This is a genomic window from Microbacterium sp. Soil_C_42 (genome assembly GCF_057656735.1).
Window position 1 is genome coordinate 1 of sequence record NZ_JBDGJU010000056.1, and the last position, 17,085, is coordinate 17,085.

Consider the following 17,085-nt stretch of genomic DNA (forward strand, 5'->3'; position numbering starts at 1 on the left):
CGGCGGGCGCGACCTCCGCCGGCGTCGCCGCATCCCCGCCGTCGCGGTCGCCCGCCTCGGTGGCGCCGCAGAGCCTGGCCGCCGTGACGGGACGGATGCCGGGGGCCGGCGACTCGCGGGTGCGCGTCGAGCGGTACACGATGCCCGACGGGTCGCGGCAGTACGCCGTGTACCTCGCGGGCATGCAGTCGTTCGACGTCGGGGGCGACGAACCCTGGGACAACGCCTCCAACGTCGAGCTGTATGCCGGGCAGAGGTCCGACTCGTACACGGCCACCCAGGAGGCGCTCGCCCAGGCGGGCGTGCAGCCGGGCGATGCCGTGCACCTGTTCGGGTTCTCGCAGGGGGCGATGATCGCTGGGCACCTGGCGCTGGAGGGCGGCTACGACACGCAGACGCTGGTCTCGATCGGGTCGCCCGTCGACACCGACGTCGGATCGGACACCCTCAGCGTGACGCTGCGGCACACCGACGACCCGGTCGCGGGGCTTGCCGGCGGGGGCCACGCCACCGCGGTCGGAGCGCCCGGGAGTTTCGTGGCGGAACGCGTCTTCGATCCCGACGTCGGCGCCGACGAGCCGCGGCTCCCCGCCCACCGGCTCACCGCCTACGCCGAGACGGCCGCGCTGGTCGATGCCTCGACCGACCCGCGGATCGATGCGCTGCGCGGCGTCTTCGCCGAGCTCGCGGGCGCCGAATCGGTCGAGGTGACCGAGTATGCGGCGACTCGCGGTGGCGGGTAGGTCAGTCCTTGCGCGGGCGGATGAAGATGCCGACGACCCAGTTGATGAGGGTGATGATGATCGCGGCGACGACGCCCCACCAGAAGTCCTCGACCCGCAGGCCCCAGTTCCAGAAGCTCGTCAACCACGCGGTGAGCCACAGCAGGAACGCGTTGATGAGGAGGCCGATGAGGCCCAGCGTCAGGATGTAGAGCGGGAACGCCAGCACCTTGATGACCGTGCCGATGATCGTGTTCACGAGCGCGAAGATCGCGGCGACGATCAGCAGGGTCAGGATCAGCTGGAGCGTCTCGCCCGGCGGGAACGGGATGACCGATACCTGCAGCGCCGGGATCAGGGTGACGACCCAGATCGCGAAGGCGTTGATGACCACGCGGATGAGGAAGCCCATAGTCCGCCCAGTCTTCCACGCCCACGCCCTCGACCGTGAGCAGCCACACCGTGCCCTCCGGCGGCCAGGGACGGGAGGCGCATCCGATCCCCCGCTCGTAGACTCGGGGCGTGACCGACGCTCCCGAGATCCCCGTCCGCGTGCGCCCCGAGGTCGCCGCCCTGCCGCCGTACAAGCAGGGCCGGCAGGCCGGCGCGGACGCGTTCAAGCTGTCGAGCAACGAGAACCCGTTCGACCCGCTGCCCGGGGTGCTCGAGCGGGTGCGGAACGCGTCGGCGCTGAACAGATATCCGGACGCGACGGCGGCACGGCTGCGCGAGCGGCTGGCCGAGCGGTTCGGCGTCGGCGCCGACGCCGTCCACATCGGTGCCGGCAGCGTCTCGATCCTCGCGCAGCTCGTGCTGGCGACGTCGGGCCCCGGCGACGAGGTCATCTACGCCTGGCGCTCGTTCGAGGCGTATCCGTGGCTTGCCGTCGTCGCCGGCGCCACCGCCGTGCAGGTGCCGCTCGCCGAGGGTGCCCGCCACGACCTCGACGCCATGGCGGCGGCGATCACCGACCGCACCCGCGCGATCATCGTGTGCAGCCCCAACAACCCCACCGGCCCGATCGTCACGCAGGCCGAGTTCGATGCCTTCGTCGAGAAGGTGCCCTCCGACGTGCTCGTCATCCTCGATGAGGCCTACGCCGAGTTCGTCACCGACCCCGAGTCGGTCGACGGACTCCGCGTGCTCGGCGGGTCGGGCCGGCCCAACGTGGTCGTGCTCCGCACGTTCTCGAAGGCGTACGGTCTCGCCGCGCTCCGCGTCGGGTACGCGATCGGACACCCTCGCGTGCTTGACGCCGCCCGCAGCACCGCGATCCCGCTGTCGGTGACCGCCCACGGCGAGGAGGCCGCACTCGCGAGCCTCGACGCCGAGGACGAGCTGCTCGAGCGCGTCCGCGTGATCGCCGATCGTCGCGACCGGCTGGCGGCGGGTCTGCGCGCGGCCGGGTGGGACGTCCCCGTCGCCCAGGGCAACTTCGTGTGGCTGCCCACCGGCGACGACACGATGGCGTTCGCGGCGACCTTCGAGGAGGCCGGGCTGATCGTGCGGCCGTTCGCCGGTGACGGCATCCGGATCTCGGTCGGCGAGGAGGAATCCGTCGAGCAGGTGCTGCGGATCGCGGCGGCGGTCGCTGCCCGTCGCGAGGGATGACCGCCGGTGCGATTGTCGATCGCGTGCGGTGGATCCCGGCAACCGTTGTCGAACGCATGCAGAATCGCGCATGCACGGAGAGATAGCGTGAATTCATGATCCCGGTCGACGATCACGCCCTGGTGCGGTTTCTGGAGGCGGACGGAACGTTCGCGCCGAGCCCTGCCGCCGAACCGTATCGGGAGGCCGTCGAGAGTCTCGGCGATGCCGACCTCGAGACGTTCTACCGCGATATGGCCGTCATCCGCGCGTTCGACGTGCAGGCGACGAACCTCCAGCGGCAGGGGCAGCTGGCCCTCTGGCCGCCGAGCTACGGGCAGGAGGCCGCGCAGGTGGGTTCGGCGCGCGCCGCGCGCGCACAGGACCACCTCTTCCCGTCGTACCGCGAGCACGTGGTCACGAAGATCCGCGGCGTCGACCCGATCGACATCATCCGCGTGATGCGCGGACTGACGCACGGCGGGTGGGACCCGACCGACCCGAAGAACGGCAACACCCACATCTACACGCTCGTGCTGGGGTCTCAGACGCTGCACGCCACGGGCTTCGGGATGGGGCTCGTCTTCGACGGGCGCTCCGGCACCGGCGATCTCGACCGCGACGAGGCCGTCATCGTCTACTACGGCGACGGCGCCTCCAGCCAGGGCGACGTGCACGAGGCGATGGTCTTCGCGAACAGCTACCGCACGCCTGAGGTGTTCTTCCTGCAGAACAACCAGTGGGCGATCTCGGTGCCCGTCGCGACGCAGTCGCGCTCGCCGCTGTACAAGCGCGGCGAGGGCTACGGCATGCCGAGCACGCTGATCGACGGCAACGACGTGCTCGCGAGCTGGGCGGTGACGCGCACCGCACTCGACGAGGCGCGCGCCGGCGGCGGACCGCAGGCGATCGAGGCCATGACCTACCGCCTCGGCGCGCACACCACGAGCGACGACCCCACCAAGTACCGCACCTCCGACGAGGAGGAGTCGTGGCGCCGCCGCGACCCGATCGCACGCATGAAGGCCTTCCTCATCGGTCGCGGCGCCTCGGAAGAGTTCTTCGCCGACGTCGAGGCCGAGTCGCAGGCGCTCGCCGACGACGTCCGCACCCGCACCAACGCGCTGGGCGGGCTCGAGCGCGACGACATGTTCGCGCACGTGTACTCCGAGCAGCACCCCCTCATCGACGAGCAGCGGCAGTGGCTCGCCGACTACGAGGCATCCTTCGAAGGAGGCGCATCGTGACCCTTCGACAGGCTCAGGGACCGACGGTGGAGGCCGCGGCAGCCGCCGAGGCCGCCACACCCACGGTGCAGACCCTGCCGTTCAGCCGGGCGATCAGTGCCGGGCTCCGTGCGGCGCTCGCCGGCAGCGACCGCGTCCTGCTCATGGGCGAGGACATCGGCAAGCTCGGCGGCGTCTTCCGCGTGACCGAGGGCCTGCAGGCGGAGTTCGGCGACCAGCGCGTGCTCGACACCCCGCTCGCGGAGTCGGGGCTCGTGGGGACGGCGATCGGACTCGCGATGGCCGGCTTCCGCCCCGTCGTCGAGATCCAGTTCGACGGGTTCGTCTTCCCCGCGTTCGACCAGATCACCACCCAGCTCGCGAAGATGACCAACCGGCACGAGGGCGCCCTGCAGATGCCCGTCGTCATCCGCATCCCCTACGGCGGGCACATCGGCGCCGTCGAGCACCACCAGGAGAGCCCCGAGGCGTACTTCACGCACACGGCCGGCCTCCGGGTCGTGAGCCCGTCGACGCCGAACGACGGCTACTGGATGATCCAGGACGCCATCTCGTCGCCCGACCCGGTGATCTTCCTCGAGCCCAAGAGCAAGTACTGGCAGAAGGGCGAGGTCGACACGTCGGCGCGCGCCCTGCCGCTGCACGCGTCCCGCGTGGTCCGCCGCGGCACCGACATCACCCTCGTCGGACACGGCGCCATGGTGACGACCATGCTGCAGGCGGCGGTGCTCGCCGAGGCCGAGGGCACGAGCATCGAGGTCATCGACCTCCGCTCGCTCTCGCCGGTCGACTACGGGCCCATCCTCGACTCCGTCCGCCGCACCGGCCGCATGGTGTACGCGCAGGAGGCCCCCGGCTTCACCTCGCTCGGCTCGGAGGTCGCAGCGACCGTCATGGAGCGCGCCTTCTACGCGCTCGAGGCCCCCGTGCTGCGGGTGTCGGGCTTCGACACCCCCTTCCCCCCGGCCAAGCTCGAGGGTTCCTATCTCCCCGACGCCGACCGCATCCTCGAGGCCGTCGACCGGTCCCTCGCCTACTGACCCGTCCCCTGACCGCGAGAGAACACCTGGTGGACGAGATGCGGGTTGCTTCCCCACCTCTCGGCGACCAGCTGTACTCTCGCGAAAACGGCGGGATCGAAAGGAGCTCCGCATGAGCACCCAGACGTTCGTCCTCCCCGATGTCGGTGAAGGCCTCACCGAGGCCGAGATCGTCCAGTGGCGGGTCGGTCCCGGCGACCGCGTCGCCGTCAACGACGTCCTCGTCGAGATCGAGACCGCCAAGTCGCTCGTCGAGCTGCCCTCGCCGTTCGCCGGCACCGTGGGCGAGCTGCTCGCCGCCGAGGGCACGACCGTGAACGTCGGCGCCGCGATCATCACGATCGCTTCGGCGACGGATGCTGCGCCCCCGGCCACCGTCGGGCAGTCCGAGCACGGCGCGCCCGCCGAGGCCGCCGGCGAGGGGGCGGTTCTCGTCGGTTACGGCACGGGCGGACACGTCCAGTCGCGGCGGCGCAAGGCCGCGGTTCCCGCGGAGGAGCGGGTCGCAGCATCCGTCGGCGTCATCGCGAAGCCCCCGATCCGCAAGCTCGCGCGCGACCTCGGCGTGGAGCTCTCGGCCGTCGCGCCCAGCGGCCCCGCCGGCGAGGTGACCCGCGAGGATGTCGTGCGGCACGCGTCGCAGGCCAGCGTCTTCCGCAACATCGAGACCCCCGAGTGGGGCGACGTGCGCGACGAGACCATCCCGGTCTCGGCGCCGGCGCCTGCGGCCGGGCCGGCGGCGGTCGCTCCGTCGACGCCCGCGCCCGACGCGGCGGGCCGTGAGGAGACCATCGCGGTGCGGGGCGTGCGCAAGGCGACGTCGTCCGCCATGGTGCAGTCGGCCTACTCGGCGCCGCACGTGTCGGTGTGGACCGACGTCGACGCCAGCCGCACGATGGAGGTCGTCAAGCGTCTCAAGACCTCACCGGACTTCGCCGACATCAAGGTCTCGCCGCTGCTCATCATGGCGCGCGCCGTGATCTGGGCGGCCCGGCGCACCCCGATGGTGAACGCCGCCTGGGTCGACGTCGAGGGCGGCGCCGAGATCCGCGTGCGCAACTACGTCAACCTCGGCATCGCCGCGGCGACACCTCGCGGACTGCTGGTGCCCAACATCAAGGACGCCCAGGATCTGTCGATGCGCGAGCTCGCCCGGGCGCTCGAGAAGCTGACGCTCACGGCGCGCGAGGGCAAGACGACCCCGGCCGACCAGCACGGCGGCACGATCACGATCACCAACATCGGCGTGTTCGGCATGGACGCGGGCACCCCGATCATCAACCCCGGTGAAGCCGGCATCGTGGCGCTCGGCACCATCCGCCAGAAGCCCTGGGTCGTCGACGGCGAGGTGCGTCCTCGCTGGGTCACGACCGTCGCGGGCTCGTTCGACCACCGCGTGGTCGACGGCGACGGCATGTCCCGCTTCATCGCCGACGTGGCGTCGATCCTCGAGGAGCCCGCGCTGCTCCTCGATTGACGTTCGGGCACGGAATCGGAGGGTTGCCGCGACACGCCGGTCGACAGCATCCGCTCCCCGGCGAGTGGGCAGAACCGCCGATTCGGTGCCCCCCCGTCCGGCTCAGCGTCCGGCGGGCCGGGGCTCCTGCTCGGCTTCGCGACGGGCCGCCTGCAGCAGCGACACCGGTGCGAGCGTGCGCGGGCGCCCGAGGATCAGCAGCAGGGCGATGGCGAACAGACCGCCCATCGTCCCTGCCAGGATGTCGGCCATCGTGTCCTCGAGACTGCCCTGCGAGACCGTGCCGATGAGCTGGTCGCTCGCGAACTCGCAGATCTCCCATGCCGCGGCGAACGCCATGGCGGTGAGGAGGATCACGGTCAACCCGAACCATGCGGGAAGTGAGACGCCGAGGCGCTCCTCGATGCGCCGTACCCACAGCATCCCCAGCCACGCGAGCATGACCCCAGAGTCGAAGTGGATCATCGTGTCCCAGTCGGCGATCGCGACATAGATGTTGAGCGCACTGCCCGCGAACGGGCCGAGCGTGATGAAGATCAGATAGTGCAGTTGGAGCGCACGCGGCAGGGTGGTCCGGAAGACGAGCTCGGCCGCGGCAGGGGCCCACATCGAGATCGCGAGGAGTGCGGTGAGCACCACCTGGGTCTGGTACCCGGCGACGAGGAGGACGACAGCTGCCGACAGAGTTCCGACCTGGAACGGGAGCGCGAGCAGCAGGGAGCGGCGGACGGCCTTCGGGAGCACGGCCCGAACCTATCAGCGCACCCGTCCCCGGCTTCGACGGCTCTCCACAGCGGGCCGCAGTCGATTTGAGAACGATTCTCATTAGCCTTAGAGTCGAGAGCATGACCTCCGTGCGACGTTCCCTGCCCGTGCTCGGCCTGGCGGCAGCATCCGCCCTCGTCCTCGCCGGGTGCGCGGGAACGCCCGCCGAAGGCGACGCGGGCGACGGGAAGATCGCGGTCGTCGCCTCGACCAACGTGTACGGGCAGATCGCCGAAGAGATCGGGGGCGACCTCGTCGACGTCACGTCGATCGTGACGAACGAGTCGCAGGACCCGCACTCGTTCGAGCCGAGCGCGCGCGACCAGCTCGCCGTGTCGAAGGCCGACCTCGTGATCGAGAACGGCGGCGGCTACGACGCGTTCATCGACGCGCTCATCGAGTCCAGCGGCACCGGTGCGCCGGTCGTCACCGCCGTCGAGTACTCGCACGACTGGCCCGAGAACGGCGGTCACGACGAGGAGAGCGCCGGTGACGCCGAGGACCACGCCCACGATCACGGCGACCACGAGCACGTCGAGGGCTTCAACGAGCACGTCTGGTACGACCCGCACACGATCGCGCATGTCGCTGACGCCATCGCGACCGAGCTCGGTGAGCTCAGCCCCGACGACGCCGGGACCTTCACCGCCAACGCCGAGGCGTTCTCCGGTGAGATCGACGGCATCGAGGCGTCCCTCGACGAGATCGCCGCCGCGCACGAGGGCGACAAGGTCTTCGTGACCGAGCCGGTGCCGGTGTACCTCGTCCAGGCGGCGGGGCTCGAGAACGCGACGCCCGAGAAGTTCAGCGAGGCCGTCGAAGAGGGGCAGGATGTCGCGCCCGCGACACTGCTCGAATCCCTTGCGCTCGTGCAGGGCGGCGACGTGCGCGTGGTCATCACCAACACGCAGACCGGGGGCGCGGAGACGCAGGAGATCGTCGACGAGGCCGACGGGCTCGGCATCCCGGTGATCGCGTTCTCGGAAACGCTGCCGGAGGGGCAGACTTACATCTCGTGGATGCAGGCGAACATCGAGGCGCTGAACGGGGCGCTGCCGGCGTGACGCCGGCACGCCGCGACTCGGCGTCGCGCCGCGTCATCCTCAGCATCCGGGATGCCGCGCTCCAGCGCGGCGACCGCGAGCTCTGGGCGGGTCTCGACCTCGATGTGCACGCCGGCGAGCTCGTCGCCGTACTCGGGCCCAGCGGCTCCGGCAAGACGACGCTGCTCCGCGCGATCCTCGGCCTCGAGCCGCTGTCGAACGGCGAGATCACCGTCGAGGGCGAGCCGGTGGCCCACAAGGGCAGTCGCAGCATCGGCTACATCCCTCAGGCACGGCCGCTGCCGCGCGACACGTCGCTGCGGGGCCGCGACCTCGTGACGCTCGGCGTCGACGGCCACCGGTTCGGCTTCCCGATCCCCCGGCGCGGCGACCGGGCACGCGTCGACGCGCTCATCGACGCCGTCGGCGCCCGCGAGTTCGCCGACCGGCCCGTCGGGCTCCTCTCGGGCGGCGAGCAGCAGCGCCTGCGGGCCGGCCAGGCCCTCGCCGACGACCCGCCGCTCCTCCTGTGCGACGAGCCGCTCACGAGCCTCGACCTCGCCAACCAGCAGGCGGTCATCGGCCTCATCGACCGGCATCGCCGGGAGAAGGATGCCGCGGTCCTGCTCGTCACGCACGACATCAACCCGCTGCTGGGCAAGGTCGACCGCATCCTGTACATCGCGAACGGGCGGTTCACCCTCGGCACCCCGCAGGAGGTGCTGCGCTCGGACGTGCTGACGGCGCTGTACGGGGCGCACGTCTTCGTGCTGCGGGCGGGCGACCGCCTCGTGGTGGTCGGTGCGCCCGACGCCGAGGCATCCCATCACCATCACGACCACCCGATGCACGAATGAACAGGGCGCACGCATGAACTGGAACGACATCGCCGACGCGATGTTCGGCGGGCTGCCCTACTACGGCGAGATCCTCGCGCTCGTGTCGAACTCGGTGTGGGCGGGCGCGGTCCTCGGGCTGGTGGGCGGACTCGTCGGCGTCTTCGTCATGCAGCGCGACATGGCGTTCGCGGTGCACGGCATCAGCGAGCTGTCGTTCGCGGGCGCCGCGGCGGCGCTCCTCATCGGGTGGGACGTCGTCACCGGGTCGATCGTCGGCTCGCTCATCGCAGCCGCCATCATCGGCGTGCTCGGGGCGAAGGCGCGCGACCGCAACTCGATCATCGGCGTGCTGATGCCGTTCGGGCTGGGTCTCGGCATCCTGTTCCTCTCGCTCTACGACGGCCGCAGCGCCAACCGGTTCAGCCTGCTCACCGGCCAGATCGTGTCGGTGCAGACGGGCCAGCTCGGCTGGCTGATCGGCATCGGAGCGGTCGTGCTGCTCGGGATGCTGCTCATCTGGCGCCCGCTGCGGTTCGACTCGCTCGACCCGCAGTCCGCTGCCGCGCGCGGCGTGCCGACGACCGCGGTCTCACTCGCGTTCATGCTGCTGCTCGGGCTCATCGTCGCCGTGGCCGTGCACATCATCGGGGCGCTGCTGGTGATGGCCCTCCTCGTCACCCCCGCCGCTGCGGCGATGCGCATCGCGTCGGGCCCGCTGTCGGTGCCGCTGCTGTCGGCCCTGTTCGGCTTCGTCTCGGCGGTCGGCGGCATCCTGCTCGCGATCATGGGCACCCTCCCGGTGAGCCCGTACATCACCACGATCTCGTTCCTGATCTACGTCGTCTGCCGTGTCATCGGCGCTCGCCGCGACCGCGTCACCCGGGCAGCCGTCCCCGAGGTCGCCCGGTGACCGGCGCCGGACTCTGCTCCCCTGTCTCGAAGCGCTGCCCGGGGCGGCATCGTGCGACAGGTGAGCACGCGGAGCTCGCAGCAGCCGGCGCCCGGGCGACGCACAGGACCCCTCGGTAGACTCCCCACCATGGCCCAGCGCAACACGTGGCAGCGCGAACGCGTGCGCGAAGCGCTGTCGGACGCCCGCGGATTCGTCAGCGCGCAATCGCTGCACGCCGCCCTCCGCGACGACAACACCGGCATCGGGCTGGCGACCGTGTACCGCGCCCTCGCCGGGCTCGCCGCCCAGGGCGAGGCCGATTCGCTGCAGAGCCCGGAGGGCGAAGCGCTCTACCGTGCGTGCTCGAGCACCGGCCACCACCACCATCTGATCTGCCGCTCCTGCGGACTGACCGTCGAGATCGAGGCGACGGACGTCGAGCAGTGGGCCCAGCGCACCGCCGAGCGCCACGGATTCCGCGACGCAGAACATGTCGTCGACATCTTCGGGCTGTGCGCGAACTGCGCCGCCGCCCGGGATGCCCAGCGTGACGCGCACTGACCCCGGCACGCGGGCGCACTCTGCCGAGCACCGCCACGGATCTGCATCGGATGCTGCGCCGCAGCCGTCCGCGCAGGCTCGCACCCTGCTCTGGCTCGGTGTGGGCGTCGCCGTCGTCGCCGGCCTCTTCCTCATCGACTGGCTCGCGCCGGCGCTGTTCCCGGCGTCGCTCTCGACCCGCGCCCAGGACGGCCTGACGCTCGCCATCAGCGTGCTCATCGAGTCGCTGCCGTTCGTGGCGCTCGGCGTGGTGCTGTCGATCGTCGTGCAGGTGTGGGTGCCCCCGGGCGTCATCGAGCGATGGATGCCGCGGCGCGGGTGGGCGAGGCGCGCGGTGCTGTCGCTCCTCGGCATGATCGTGCCGGTGTGCGAGTGCGGCAACGTGCCGTTCGCCCGCGGCCTGCTCATGCGCGGATTCTCGGTGCCCGAGACGCTGACGTTCCTCATCGCGGCGCCGATCGTGAATCCCATCGTCATCATCACGACCCACCAGGCGTTCGGCTTCAGCGACGGCATCCTCGTCGCCCGTCTTCTCGGCGGGTACGCGATCGCGAACCTGATCGGATGGCTGTACTCGCGGCATCCGTCTCCCGACGCCCTGCTCACCGACCGCTTCCGCGACACGTGCGAGCTCGTCGTGCACGAGCCGGGCGGCAAGTGGCGGCGCACGCTCGCGCAGTTCGTGATCGAGCTGCGCGCGGTGATGCCGGCGCTCGTCATCGGCTCCGCGCTCGCGGGCGCGGTGCAGGTGCTCATCCCGCGCGAGGCGCTGCTCGCGATCGGCGCGAATCCGGCGCTGTCGATCGTCGCGATGATGGCGCTGGCGATGGTGGTGTCGATCTGCTCCAACGTCGACGCGTTCTTCGCGCTGTCGTTCGCCTCGACGTTCACGCCCGGCTCGATCGTCGCCTTCCTGCTGGTCGGGCCGCTCGTCGACGTCAAGATGCTCGCGCTGATGCGGACGACCTTCACCTGGCGCACGCTCGGCGGCATCGTGGTGGTCGTCCTCCTGTCGGCCTTCGCGATCGGGACGGCGGTGAACCTCCTTGCGTAAGACAGGCTTCGTCGGCACGCGGTGGCTCGGGGTCGGGCTGGCCGCGGCCCTCGCCGTCTTCACCATCTCCCTCGCGGTGACCGGGCGACTGGGCCTGTACATCAACCCCGACTCGACGTGGTTCGCGGTGTCGATGTCGGTGCTCGTGCTGATCGGCGCGGTGGCCTCGTTCGCCCTCCCGCTCGGCGCAGAGGCCGATCACGGCCACGACCACGGCGAGGAACCGGAGCACGACCACGGCCACCACGCCTCGCACCCGCTCGCCGTGGCGGCCACCGTCGCCGGCGGGGTGGCGGCATCGGGGGTCGTGGTGCTCACGCTCGTGCTGCCTCCGGCCTCGCTCAGCGCCGAGCTCGCGATGTCGCGCGACGTCGGCGCCACGCCGCTGTTCGGCGGCGCCGACACGATCCAGCTCGCGTCGACCGGCGACACGGCCTCGTTCGGCGTCGGCGAGTGGGCGACGGTGTTCGCGACCGCCACCAACCCCGACGCATTCGACGGCGAGACCGTCGAGCTCACGGGCTTCGTGACGCCGGGTGAGGACGGTGCCTTCGATCTCACGCGTCTGGTCATCACGCACTGCGTCATCGACGCGCAACCCGCGAGCCTGCCCGTCGTGAGCGGCGCGAGCGCGCCCGACACCGGGCAGTGGGTCACGATCACCGGCACCGTGCGCTCGTCGTCGGACGGCCAGCTCGTCGTCGCCGCGGCTGCGGTCGAGGAGATCGACGAGCCCGAGGACCCGTATGAGTACTGACGGGTCGCTACGTCGTTCGCGGTCCCGGCGTCGTCGGGGCCGCGCGTTCGTCGGAGCCTTCGCGATCGTCGTGGGCGTCCTCGCCGTGCTCGGGCTCGCCGGAGCAGCCGCGAGCGTCGCGCAGGGGCCCCGGGTGACGGACGCGTATGTCGATCCGGAGGCGGCGGCCGCAGCATCCGGCGCCCGTCTCATCGTGACCACGACGCAGTCGCTCGCCGACATCGACCCCTCGCAGGTGACGATCACCCCCGAGACGCCGTTCGCCGTCGACACGTCGGGGCGGAGCGTCGGCGTGCGGTTCACGCTGCCGCTGTGGGACGACACGGAGTACACCGTGACGATCGACGACGTCGCGTCGCTGGGCGGCGGCCCGACGGCGACGATCACGCAGACCTTCAGGACCCCCGCGGCAGAGGTCTTCCTCATGCAGCGCGGCACGAACTCGGGCGACCTCATCTACCGCACCGACCTCACCGGGCAGAACGCGGTGCCGGTGTTCCGGCACGCGCACATCGAGGACTTCCGCGCGACATCCCAGCACCTCGTCGTCTCGGTGCGCACCGACGACGATCAGGCCGGGCTCATCGTCACCGACCTGGACGGCGAGAACGCGCACGAACTGCCGCTTCCCGGCGACGGGTTCGTGTCGAACCTGCAGACGGCCGATCGCGGTGAGCGCATCGGCTACACGTTCTCCGACGCCGAGCTCACCGCCGACTCGGGGCGCGAGAGCCGGCTCTACACCGCGTCGCTGAGCGACCCGGACGCCGATCCGGCGGCGATCGAGGTCGAGGGTGCCGACCCCCGCGTCGCGGAGTGGCGGTTCGTGCCCGACACCGACAGCATCCTGCTGCTCTCGTTCGACGGCTCGCTGCTCTTGACGGGATCGGATGCCTCGGCCGGCGCGCCGACCGCGCTCGGCGACGCGCTGACCATCGAGGGCATCGCCCGTGGCTCGAGCGAGGCGGTCGTCGACCGGCTCGACCGGGCGACCGTGATCGACCTCACCGACGCGAGCGAGGCCGACCTCGTCGCACCCGACACCGACCTCGGCGGGACGACGTCGGTGACACCTCTCCCCGACGGCTCCACGATCCGCACGGCGGCGGTGCTCGACGCCGACGGCGTGCCGACGGGGCGCACCTCGGTCGCCCATGTGGGCGCCGACGGTGCGACGACCATGCTCACCGAGATCGCCGACACGGACGCCGTCATCCAGGTGTGCGTGTCGCCCAGCGCCCGCTACCTCGCGGTGCTCGTGGCCCCCGACGCGGTGACGAACTCCTACGACACCTACCAGCACCCGCTTCCGAAGCGCCCTGAGACGCGCATCCTCGAGGTCTCCGACGGCGACCCCGTCGTCGGGCTCAACGGCTCCTCGATCTCGTGGTGCCAGGTGCCGCCCCGCTGACCCGGCGGACGGGCGCGGGGACGCAGCATCCGTGTCCCGTCCTCAATTGAGGACGAGGGGACGCCGCATCCGTGTCACGTCCTCAACTACGGACGCGGGGACGCCGCATCCGTGTCACGTCCTCAATTGAGGACGAGAGCCGAGATGCGGACCGTGCGCACCGGCTTGCTCCGCATCTCGGCACAGATCCTCAGCTGAGGACGCGAGGAGCTCAGGACGGGCGGGCGGATGCTGCGTCCTCCTCGTCCGTCTCCGTCTTGGGTGCGGCGGGGTTGGGCAGCGTGGCCGGCAGGCCGCTCGAGAGCATGAGCCCCAGCACCGTGAGAGCGAAGACGAAGAACAGCGACTGCCGCAGCGACTCGACCTGCGTGTCGGCATAGATCTGGGCGATCTCGGAGGCGGATTCGGGGTCGGCGCCGGCATCTGTCAACAGGTCCTCGGCCTGCTGCTGCGAGATGATCGGCGCGCCCTTCGACGCGGTCGCAACGACCTGGGAGCGGATGTCGTCGGGAATGGTCGTGCTCTGCTCTACCGCCGCGGTGAAGCCCGAGGTGAGCAGCAGGATGAAGACGGATCCGACGATCGCCGTGCCGAACGAGGAGCCGAGGTTCTGGAACGTGCCCTGAAGGCCGCCGACCTCGGACGTGTCGGACTGCGAGACGGCCGACATGTTGACGTTGCCGAGCTGCGAGGCCAGAAGGCCGAAGCCGGCACCGACCACGAACATGCCGGCGGCGAACGCCCAATCGGCGAGCTCGGGCTGCACCGCGAGGAACACGATCAGGACGCCGAGGCCGAGCGTGAGCTGCCCGATCCGGCCGATGTTCTGCGCGGTGCGCACCGTCGACAGCCGCGACCCGAGGATCGAGAACAGGATGAGCCCGAGCGACAGCGGCAGGATCTTCAGGCCCGTCTGCAGCGCGTCGTAGCCGAGGATCGTCTGCAGGTACACCGGCACGACGAAGAACAGCGCGGCGATCGCGAAGTACTGCGCCATGAACATCGTCAGGCCGCTGCGCAGCGCCGTGATCCGCAGGAGGCTCACCTTCAGCAGCGGAACGCGGCCGCTCCGCTCGAGCTGCTGCTGCCGCTTCACGAAGAGCCACAGCACGACGAGCGACAGCAGGATCAGGTACGCGACGGGCGAGATGCCGAGGGGGGCGAACGGCTGGCCGTTGATCACGGGCGGGTCGAGCGGCTGGAACCAGCCCCACGTCTTGGACTGCAGGATGCCGTAGACCAGCAGCCCCAGGCCGAGCGCCGAGAGCGCGACGCTCAGCAGGTCGATCCGCAGCTTGCGGTCGCCCGGCACGTCCTTGATGCGGCCCGACACGATCAGCACGAGGGTCATGACGACGGCTTCCGCGACGAAGACGTACCGCCACGACGAGTACGTCGTGACGAGACCGCCGATGAGGGGTCCGGCCGCAGCGGCGCCGCCGGTCACCGCGCCGAGCACGGCGAACGCGACCACGCGCTCACGGCCGGTGTAGTTGATCGCGGCCAGGGCGGCGATCGCGGGGATGACGAGCACGGCGCCGAGACCCTCGACGAGCGACCATCCGAGCATCAGCACCGTGAGGTTCGGCGCGAGCGCGGTGGTCAGCGAGCCGATGCCGTAGACGACCGACCCGATGCGGAAGGCCATGCTGCGGCCCCAGCGGTCTCCGAGCTTGCCGCCCGTGAGCATGAACGCGGCCATCGTCAGCGCATAGAACGTGATGGCGGCCTGCATGCCCGAGATGTCGGTGCCGAGGTCCTCCGCGACGGTCGAGATCGAGACGTTCATCACCGTGCTGTCGAGCACCATGATGAATTGCGACACGCTCAGCAGGATGAGCACGAACCACTTTCCCATGCGCGAACAGTATCGCTCGGTGCGGCGACCCGACGCGCATGTCACGGCCGACGCGCGGACGTAGACTCGGCCCATGGCGCGGGACCTGTGGCGTGCGGCGACCCGCGCGGACCTGCAGGGCCTTCCCGCCGACGTCGCGCCGCGCCTGCTCGGAGCCCGCCTCACGACCGCGGTCGACGGCGAGACGGTGGCGGTGCGCCTCACCGAGGTCGAGGCCTACCACGGGCGCGGCACCGGCCCGGTGCCCGATCCGGGCTCGCACGCGCGCATGGGCCAGACCGCGCGCAACGCCACGATGTGGGGCGAACCCGGGCATCTGTACGTGTACCTCAGCCATGGCATCCACTCGTGCGTGAACGTCGTGTGCGCTCCCGAGGGGGTCGCCGGCGGTGTGCTGCTGCGGGCAGGCCAGGTGATCGAGGGGACGGATGCTGCGACCCGTCGCCGACCGGCTGCCCGCACACCGCGCGACCTGGCGCGCGGACCGGGCCGGTTCGGCGACGCGGTGGGGCTGCGGCATCCGCTGCACGACGGCATCGACGCGATCACCGGCGCGCCGCTCCACGGCGCAGTGGCACGGCTGGAGCTGCTCGTCGACCCTCTCGCCGAGGTGGCGTCGGGGCCGCGCGTCGGCGTCGCAGGCGTGGCCGGCACCGCCGCGTTCCCGTGGCGCTACTGGATCCCCGGCGAGCCGACCGTGTCGCCGTTCCGCTGGGGGCGCGGCGCGCGCGAGGTCAGCGAAGCGACGTGACCGCGGCGACGGTCGTGCGCAGCGCCTTCATGTTCTTCTCGTAGCGGGCGGCCATGAAGATGAGCAGCGCGCCGCCGAGGCCGAGCCACAGCCACCACGGCACGGCGACGTACGCGGTGGAGATCCAGGGCCACAGCTGGGCGACGCCGTGCACCACCAGCACCGCCGAGCCGAGCAGGAGGGGCGCCTGCAGCCGGTAGATCGCACCGACCACCACCATCGCGATCGCCACGACGCCGAGCGAGACGATGCGCCAGAGCTCGGGCTCGCCCAGCCACGCCGCGTCGGCGGCCATGCCGGAGGAGGACCCCGCGAAGTCGGTCAGCAGCGACGGCACGGTCAAGAGCGCCAGCCACGGGCCGAGAGCCGGCCACGTGCGCGACGCCGGTTCGCGGCGCAGGGTGCGCACGCCGTATGCGATGCCGCCGAGCGCCGGCGGCACCGTGACCAGTTCGATGGGACGCACGTCCCCGACCGTGAGCGCCAGGAGGCCGAAGCCCGCGCCCGCCATCGCGGCCGCGATCACCAGGGCCGGCCCGAGCCGGGCGCGTGCGGCAGTGCCGACGACGGTGGCCGCCGTCAGTGCCGACATCACCGCGGCGGTGCGCAGCTCGTCGCCCGTCTGCTGCACGAGCAGCAGCTGCAGCTCGGCGAGCGCGAACAGCACCGATGCGATCGCGAAGCCCGCGCCGGCGGTGAGGCCGACCGCGCGCGACGGCGTCGCGCGCAGCGCAGCCAGGGCGATCGCGCCTGCGATCCCCGCCCCGGCGACGGCCCAGAGATCGGGCTCGAGCCCGCCGGCGGGTGCGATCTCGAGGAACCGCGCGCCGCACGCGACCACGGCGACGACGAGTCCGCCCACGGCCAGCACTCCGCCGAGCGGCGCCCAGCGCCGCAGCCCCAGCACCGAGGCGCCCGCGACGCCGAGCACGCCGCCGATGACGGCGGTCACGGTCGTGAGCACGAGATCGGCGTCCGGACGCGTGAGCGACATCGCCACGAGCAGGGCGGTCCCTCCGCCGGCCAGGGCGGCCGCGCCGCGGGCGGCGCCATCGGCCGGTCCGCGTGCCGTCAGCAA

General features: G+C 71.4%; 16 protein-coding genes and 1 pseudogene. 13 read left to right on the top strand and 4 right to left on the bottom strand.

The genetic code is table 11. The features are described 5' to 3' along the window. Window positions 1–743, top strand: a pseudogene (locus AC3A46_RS18445) (hypothetical protein); the annotation flags it as partial. Window position 744: 1 nt separating this feature from the next. Here the strand turns inward: AC3A46_RS18445 and AC3A46_RS18450 are convergent. Next, window positions 745–1,134 (bottom strand): phage holin family protein, encoded by a 390-nt coding sequence (locus AC3A46_RS18450; RefSeq protein ID WP_487666524.1) that lies wholly within the window; start codon window positions 1,132–1,134, stop codon window positions 745–747. A gap of 110 nt (window positions 1,135–1,244) precedes the next feature. Between AC3A46_RS18450 and AC3A46_RS18455 the strand changes: the two genes are divergently transcribed. From AC3A46_RS18455 to AC3A46_RS18470, 4 genes are all read left to right on the top strand, one after another. Beyond that, on the top strand, window positions 1,245–2,333 hold the full coding sequence (locus tag AC3A46_RS18455) for a histidinol-phosphate transaminase (RefSeq protein ID WP_487666525.1): 1,089 nt from the start codon (window positions 1,245–1,247) through the stop codon (window positions 2,331–2,333). A gap of 95 nt (window positions 2,334–2,428) precedes the next feature. Next, the gene (locus AC3A46_RS18460) at window positions 2,429–3,559 is read left to right on the top strand and encodes a thiamine pyrophosphate-dependent dehydrogenase E1 component subunit alpha (RefSeq protein ID WP_487666526.1); all 1,131 of its coding nucleotides are present in this window, start codon (window positions 2,429–2,431) and stop codon (window positions 3,557–3,559) included. 65 nt (window positions 3,560–3,624) lie between these two features. Continuing rightward, window positions 3,625–4,599 (top strand): alpha-ketoacid dehydrogenase subunit beta, encoded by a 975-nt coding sequence (locus tag AC3A46_RS18465; RefSeq protein WP_487666539.1) that lies wholly within the window; start codon window positions 3,625–3,627, stop codon window positions 4,597–4,599. A gap of 112 nt (window positions 4,600–4,711) precedes the next feature. Continuing rightward, entirely contained in the window at window positions 4,712–6,076 is a 1,365-nt protein-coding gene (locus tag AC3A46_RS18470) for a dihydrolipoamide acetyltransferase family protein (RefSeq protein ID WP_487666527.1), read from the top strand. A gap of 102 nt (window positions 6,077–6,178) precedes the next feature. Here AC3A46_RS18470 and AC3A46_RS18475 read toward each other — a convergent pair whose 3' ends face one another. Continuing rightward, on the bottom strand, window positions 6,179–6,820 hold the full coding sequence (locus AC3A46_RS18475; protein ID WP_487666528.1) for a DUF2238 domain-containing protein: 642 nt from the start codon (window positions 6,818–6,820) through the stop codon (window positions 6,179–6,181). A gap of 101 nt (window positions 6,821–6,921) precedes the next feature. On the opposite strand from AC3A46_RS18475, the gene AC3A46_RS18480 reads away from it, so the two are divergent. The 7 genes from AC3A46_RS18480 (at window position 6,922) to AC3A46_RS18510 (ending at window position 13,398) form a co-directional block, all read left to right on the top strand. Further along, window positions 6,922–7,905: a metal ABC transporter solute-binding protein, Zn/Mn family gene (locus AC3A46_RS18480; RefSeq protein WP_487666529.1), complete on the top strand. Its 984-nt coding sequence runs from the start codon at window positions 6,922–6,924 to the stop codon at window positions 7,903–7,905. Further along, on the top strand, window positions 7,902–8,741 hold the full coding sequence (locus tag AC3A46_RS18485; protein WP_487666530.1) for a metal ABC transporter ATP-binding protein: 840 nt from the start codon (window positions 7,902–7,904) through the stop codon (window positions 8,739–8,741). The genes AC3A46_RS18480 and AC3A46_RS18485 overlap by 4 nt, the downstream gene beginning before the upstream one ends. Before the next feature lie 13 nt (window positions 8,742–8,754). After that, window positions 8,755–9,633 (top strand): metal ABC transporter permease, encoded by an 879-nt coding sequence (locus tag AC3A46_RS18490; protein ID WP_487666531.1) that lies wholly within the window; start codon window positions 8,755–8,757, stop codon window positions 9,631–9,633. 129 nt (window positions 9,634–9,762) lie between these two features. Then, window positions 9,763–10,176: a Fur family transcriptional regulator gene (locus AC3A46_RS18495; RefSeq protein ID WP_487666532.1), complete on the top strand. Its 414-nt coding sequence runs from the start codon at window positions 9,763–9,765 to the stop codon at window positions 10,174–10,176. Then, a complete protein-coding gene (locus tag AC3A46_RS18500) occupies window positions 10,163–11,230 on the top strand; it encodes a permease (protein WP_487666533.1) in 1,068 nt (355 codons plus the stop codon). Before AC3A46_RS18495 ends, AC3A46_RS18500 begins: the two co-directional genes overlap by 14 nt. Further along, entirely contained in the window at window positions 11,223–11,987 is a 765-nt protein-coding gene (locus tag AC3A46_RS18505; protein WP_487666534.1) for a TIGR03943 family putative permease subunit, read from the top strand. Before AC3A46_RS18500 ends, AC3A46_RS18505 begins: the two co-directional genes overlap by 8 nt. After that, window positions 11,977–13,398 carry a hypothetical protein gene (locus AC3A46_RS18510; protein ID WP_487666535.1) on the top strand — a complete coding sequence of 474 codons (1,422 nt, stop codon included), beginning with the start codon at window positions 11,977–11,979 and terminating at the stop codon, window positions 13,396–13,398. Before AC3A46_RS18505 ends, AC3A46_RS18510 begins: the two co-directional genes overlap by 11 nt. A gap of 211 nt (window positions 13,399–13,609) precedes the next feature. Here the strand turns inward: AC3A46_RS18510 and AC3A46_RS18515 are convergent, their stop codons facing one another. Continuing rightward, complete coding sequence (locus tag AC3A46_RS18515) at window positions 13,610–15,256, bottom strand: MFS transporter (RefSeq protein ID WP_487666536.1); 1,647 nt, start codon at window positions 15,254–15,256, stop codon at window positions 13,610–13,612. A gap of 73 nt (window positions 15,257–15,329) precedes the next feature. On the opposite strand from AC3A46_RS18515, the gene AC3A46_RS18520 reads away from it, so the two are divergent. Beyond that, on the top strand, window positions 15,330–16,007 hold the full coding sequence (locus AC3A46_RS18520; protein ID WP_487666537.1) for a DNA-3-methyladenine glycosylase: 678 nt from the start codon (window positions 15,330–15,332) through the stop codon (window positions 16,005–16,007). On the opposite strand, the gene AC3A46_RS18525 is transcribed toward AC3A46_RS18520, so the two are convergent. Next, window positions 15,991–17,085: SCO7613 C-terminal domain-containing membrane protein (locus tag AC3A46_RS18525; RefSeq protein ID WP_487666538.1), on the bottom strand; the 1,095-nt coding region annotated here is incomplete at its 5' end. The two genes, AC3A46_RS18520 and AC3A46_RS18525, sit on opposite strands and share 17 nt — an antisense overlap.

Excerpts from the sequence above, each read along its gene's own strand:
- AC3A46_RS18450 (WP_487666524.1), bottom strand. The coding sequence starts at position 1,134 with ATGGGCTTCCTCATCCGCGTGGTCATCAACGCCTTCGCGATCTGGGTC.
- AC3A46_RS18460 (WP_487666526.1), top strand. The coding sequence starts at position 2,429 with ATGATCCCGGTCGACGATCACGCCCTGGTGCGGTTTCTGGAGGCGGAC.
- AC3A46_RS18470 (WP_487666527.1), top strand. The coding sequence starts at position 4,712 with ATGAGCACCCAGACGTTCGTCCTCCCCGATGTCGGTGAAGGCCTCACC.
- AC3A46_RS18480 (WP_487666529.1), top strand. The coding sequence starts at position 6,922 with ATGACCTCCGTGCGACGTTCCCTGCCCGTGCTCGGCCTGGCGGCAGCA.
- AC3A46_RS18490 (WP_487666531.1), top strand. The coding sequence starts at position 8,755 with ATGAACTGGAACGACATCGCCGACGCGATGTTCGGCGGGCTGCCCTAC.
- AC3A46_RS18495 (WP_487666532.1), top strand. The coding sequence starts at position 9,763 with ATGGCCCAGCGCAACACGTGGCAGCGCGAACGCGTGCGCGAAGCGCTG.
- AC3A46_RS18510 (WP_487666535.1), top strand. The coding sequence starts at position 11,977 with ATGAGTACTGACGGGTCGCTACGTCGTTCGCGGTCCCGGCGTCGTCGG.
- AC3A46_RS18515 (WP_487666536.1), bottom strand. The coding sequence starts at position 15,256 with ATGGGAAAGTGGTTCGTGCTCATCCTGCTGAGCGTGTCGCAATTCATC.
- AC3A46_RS18520 (WP_487666537.1), top strand. The coding sequence starts at position 15,330 with ATGGCGCGGGACCTGTGGCGTGCGGCGACCCGCGCGGACCTGCAGGGC.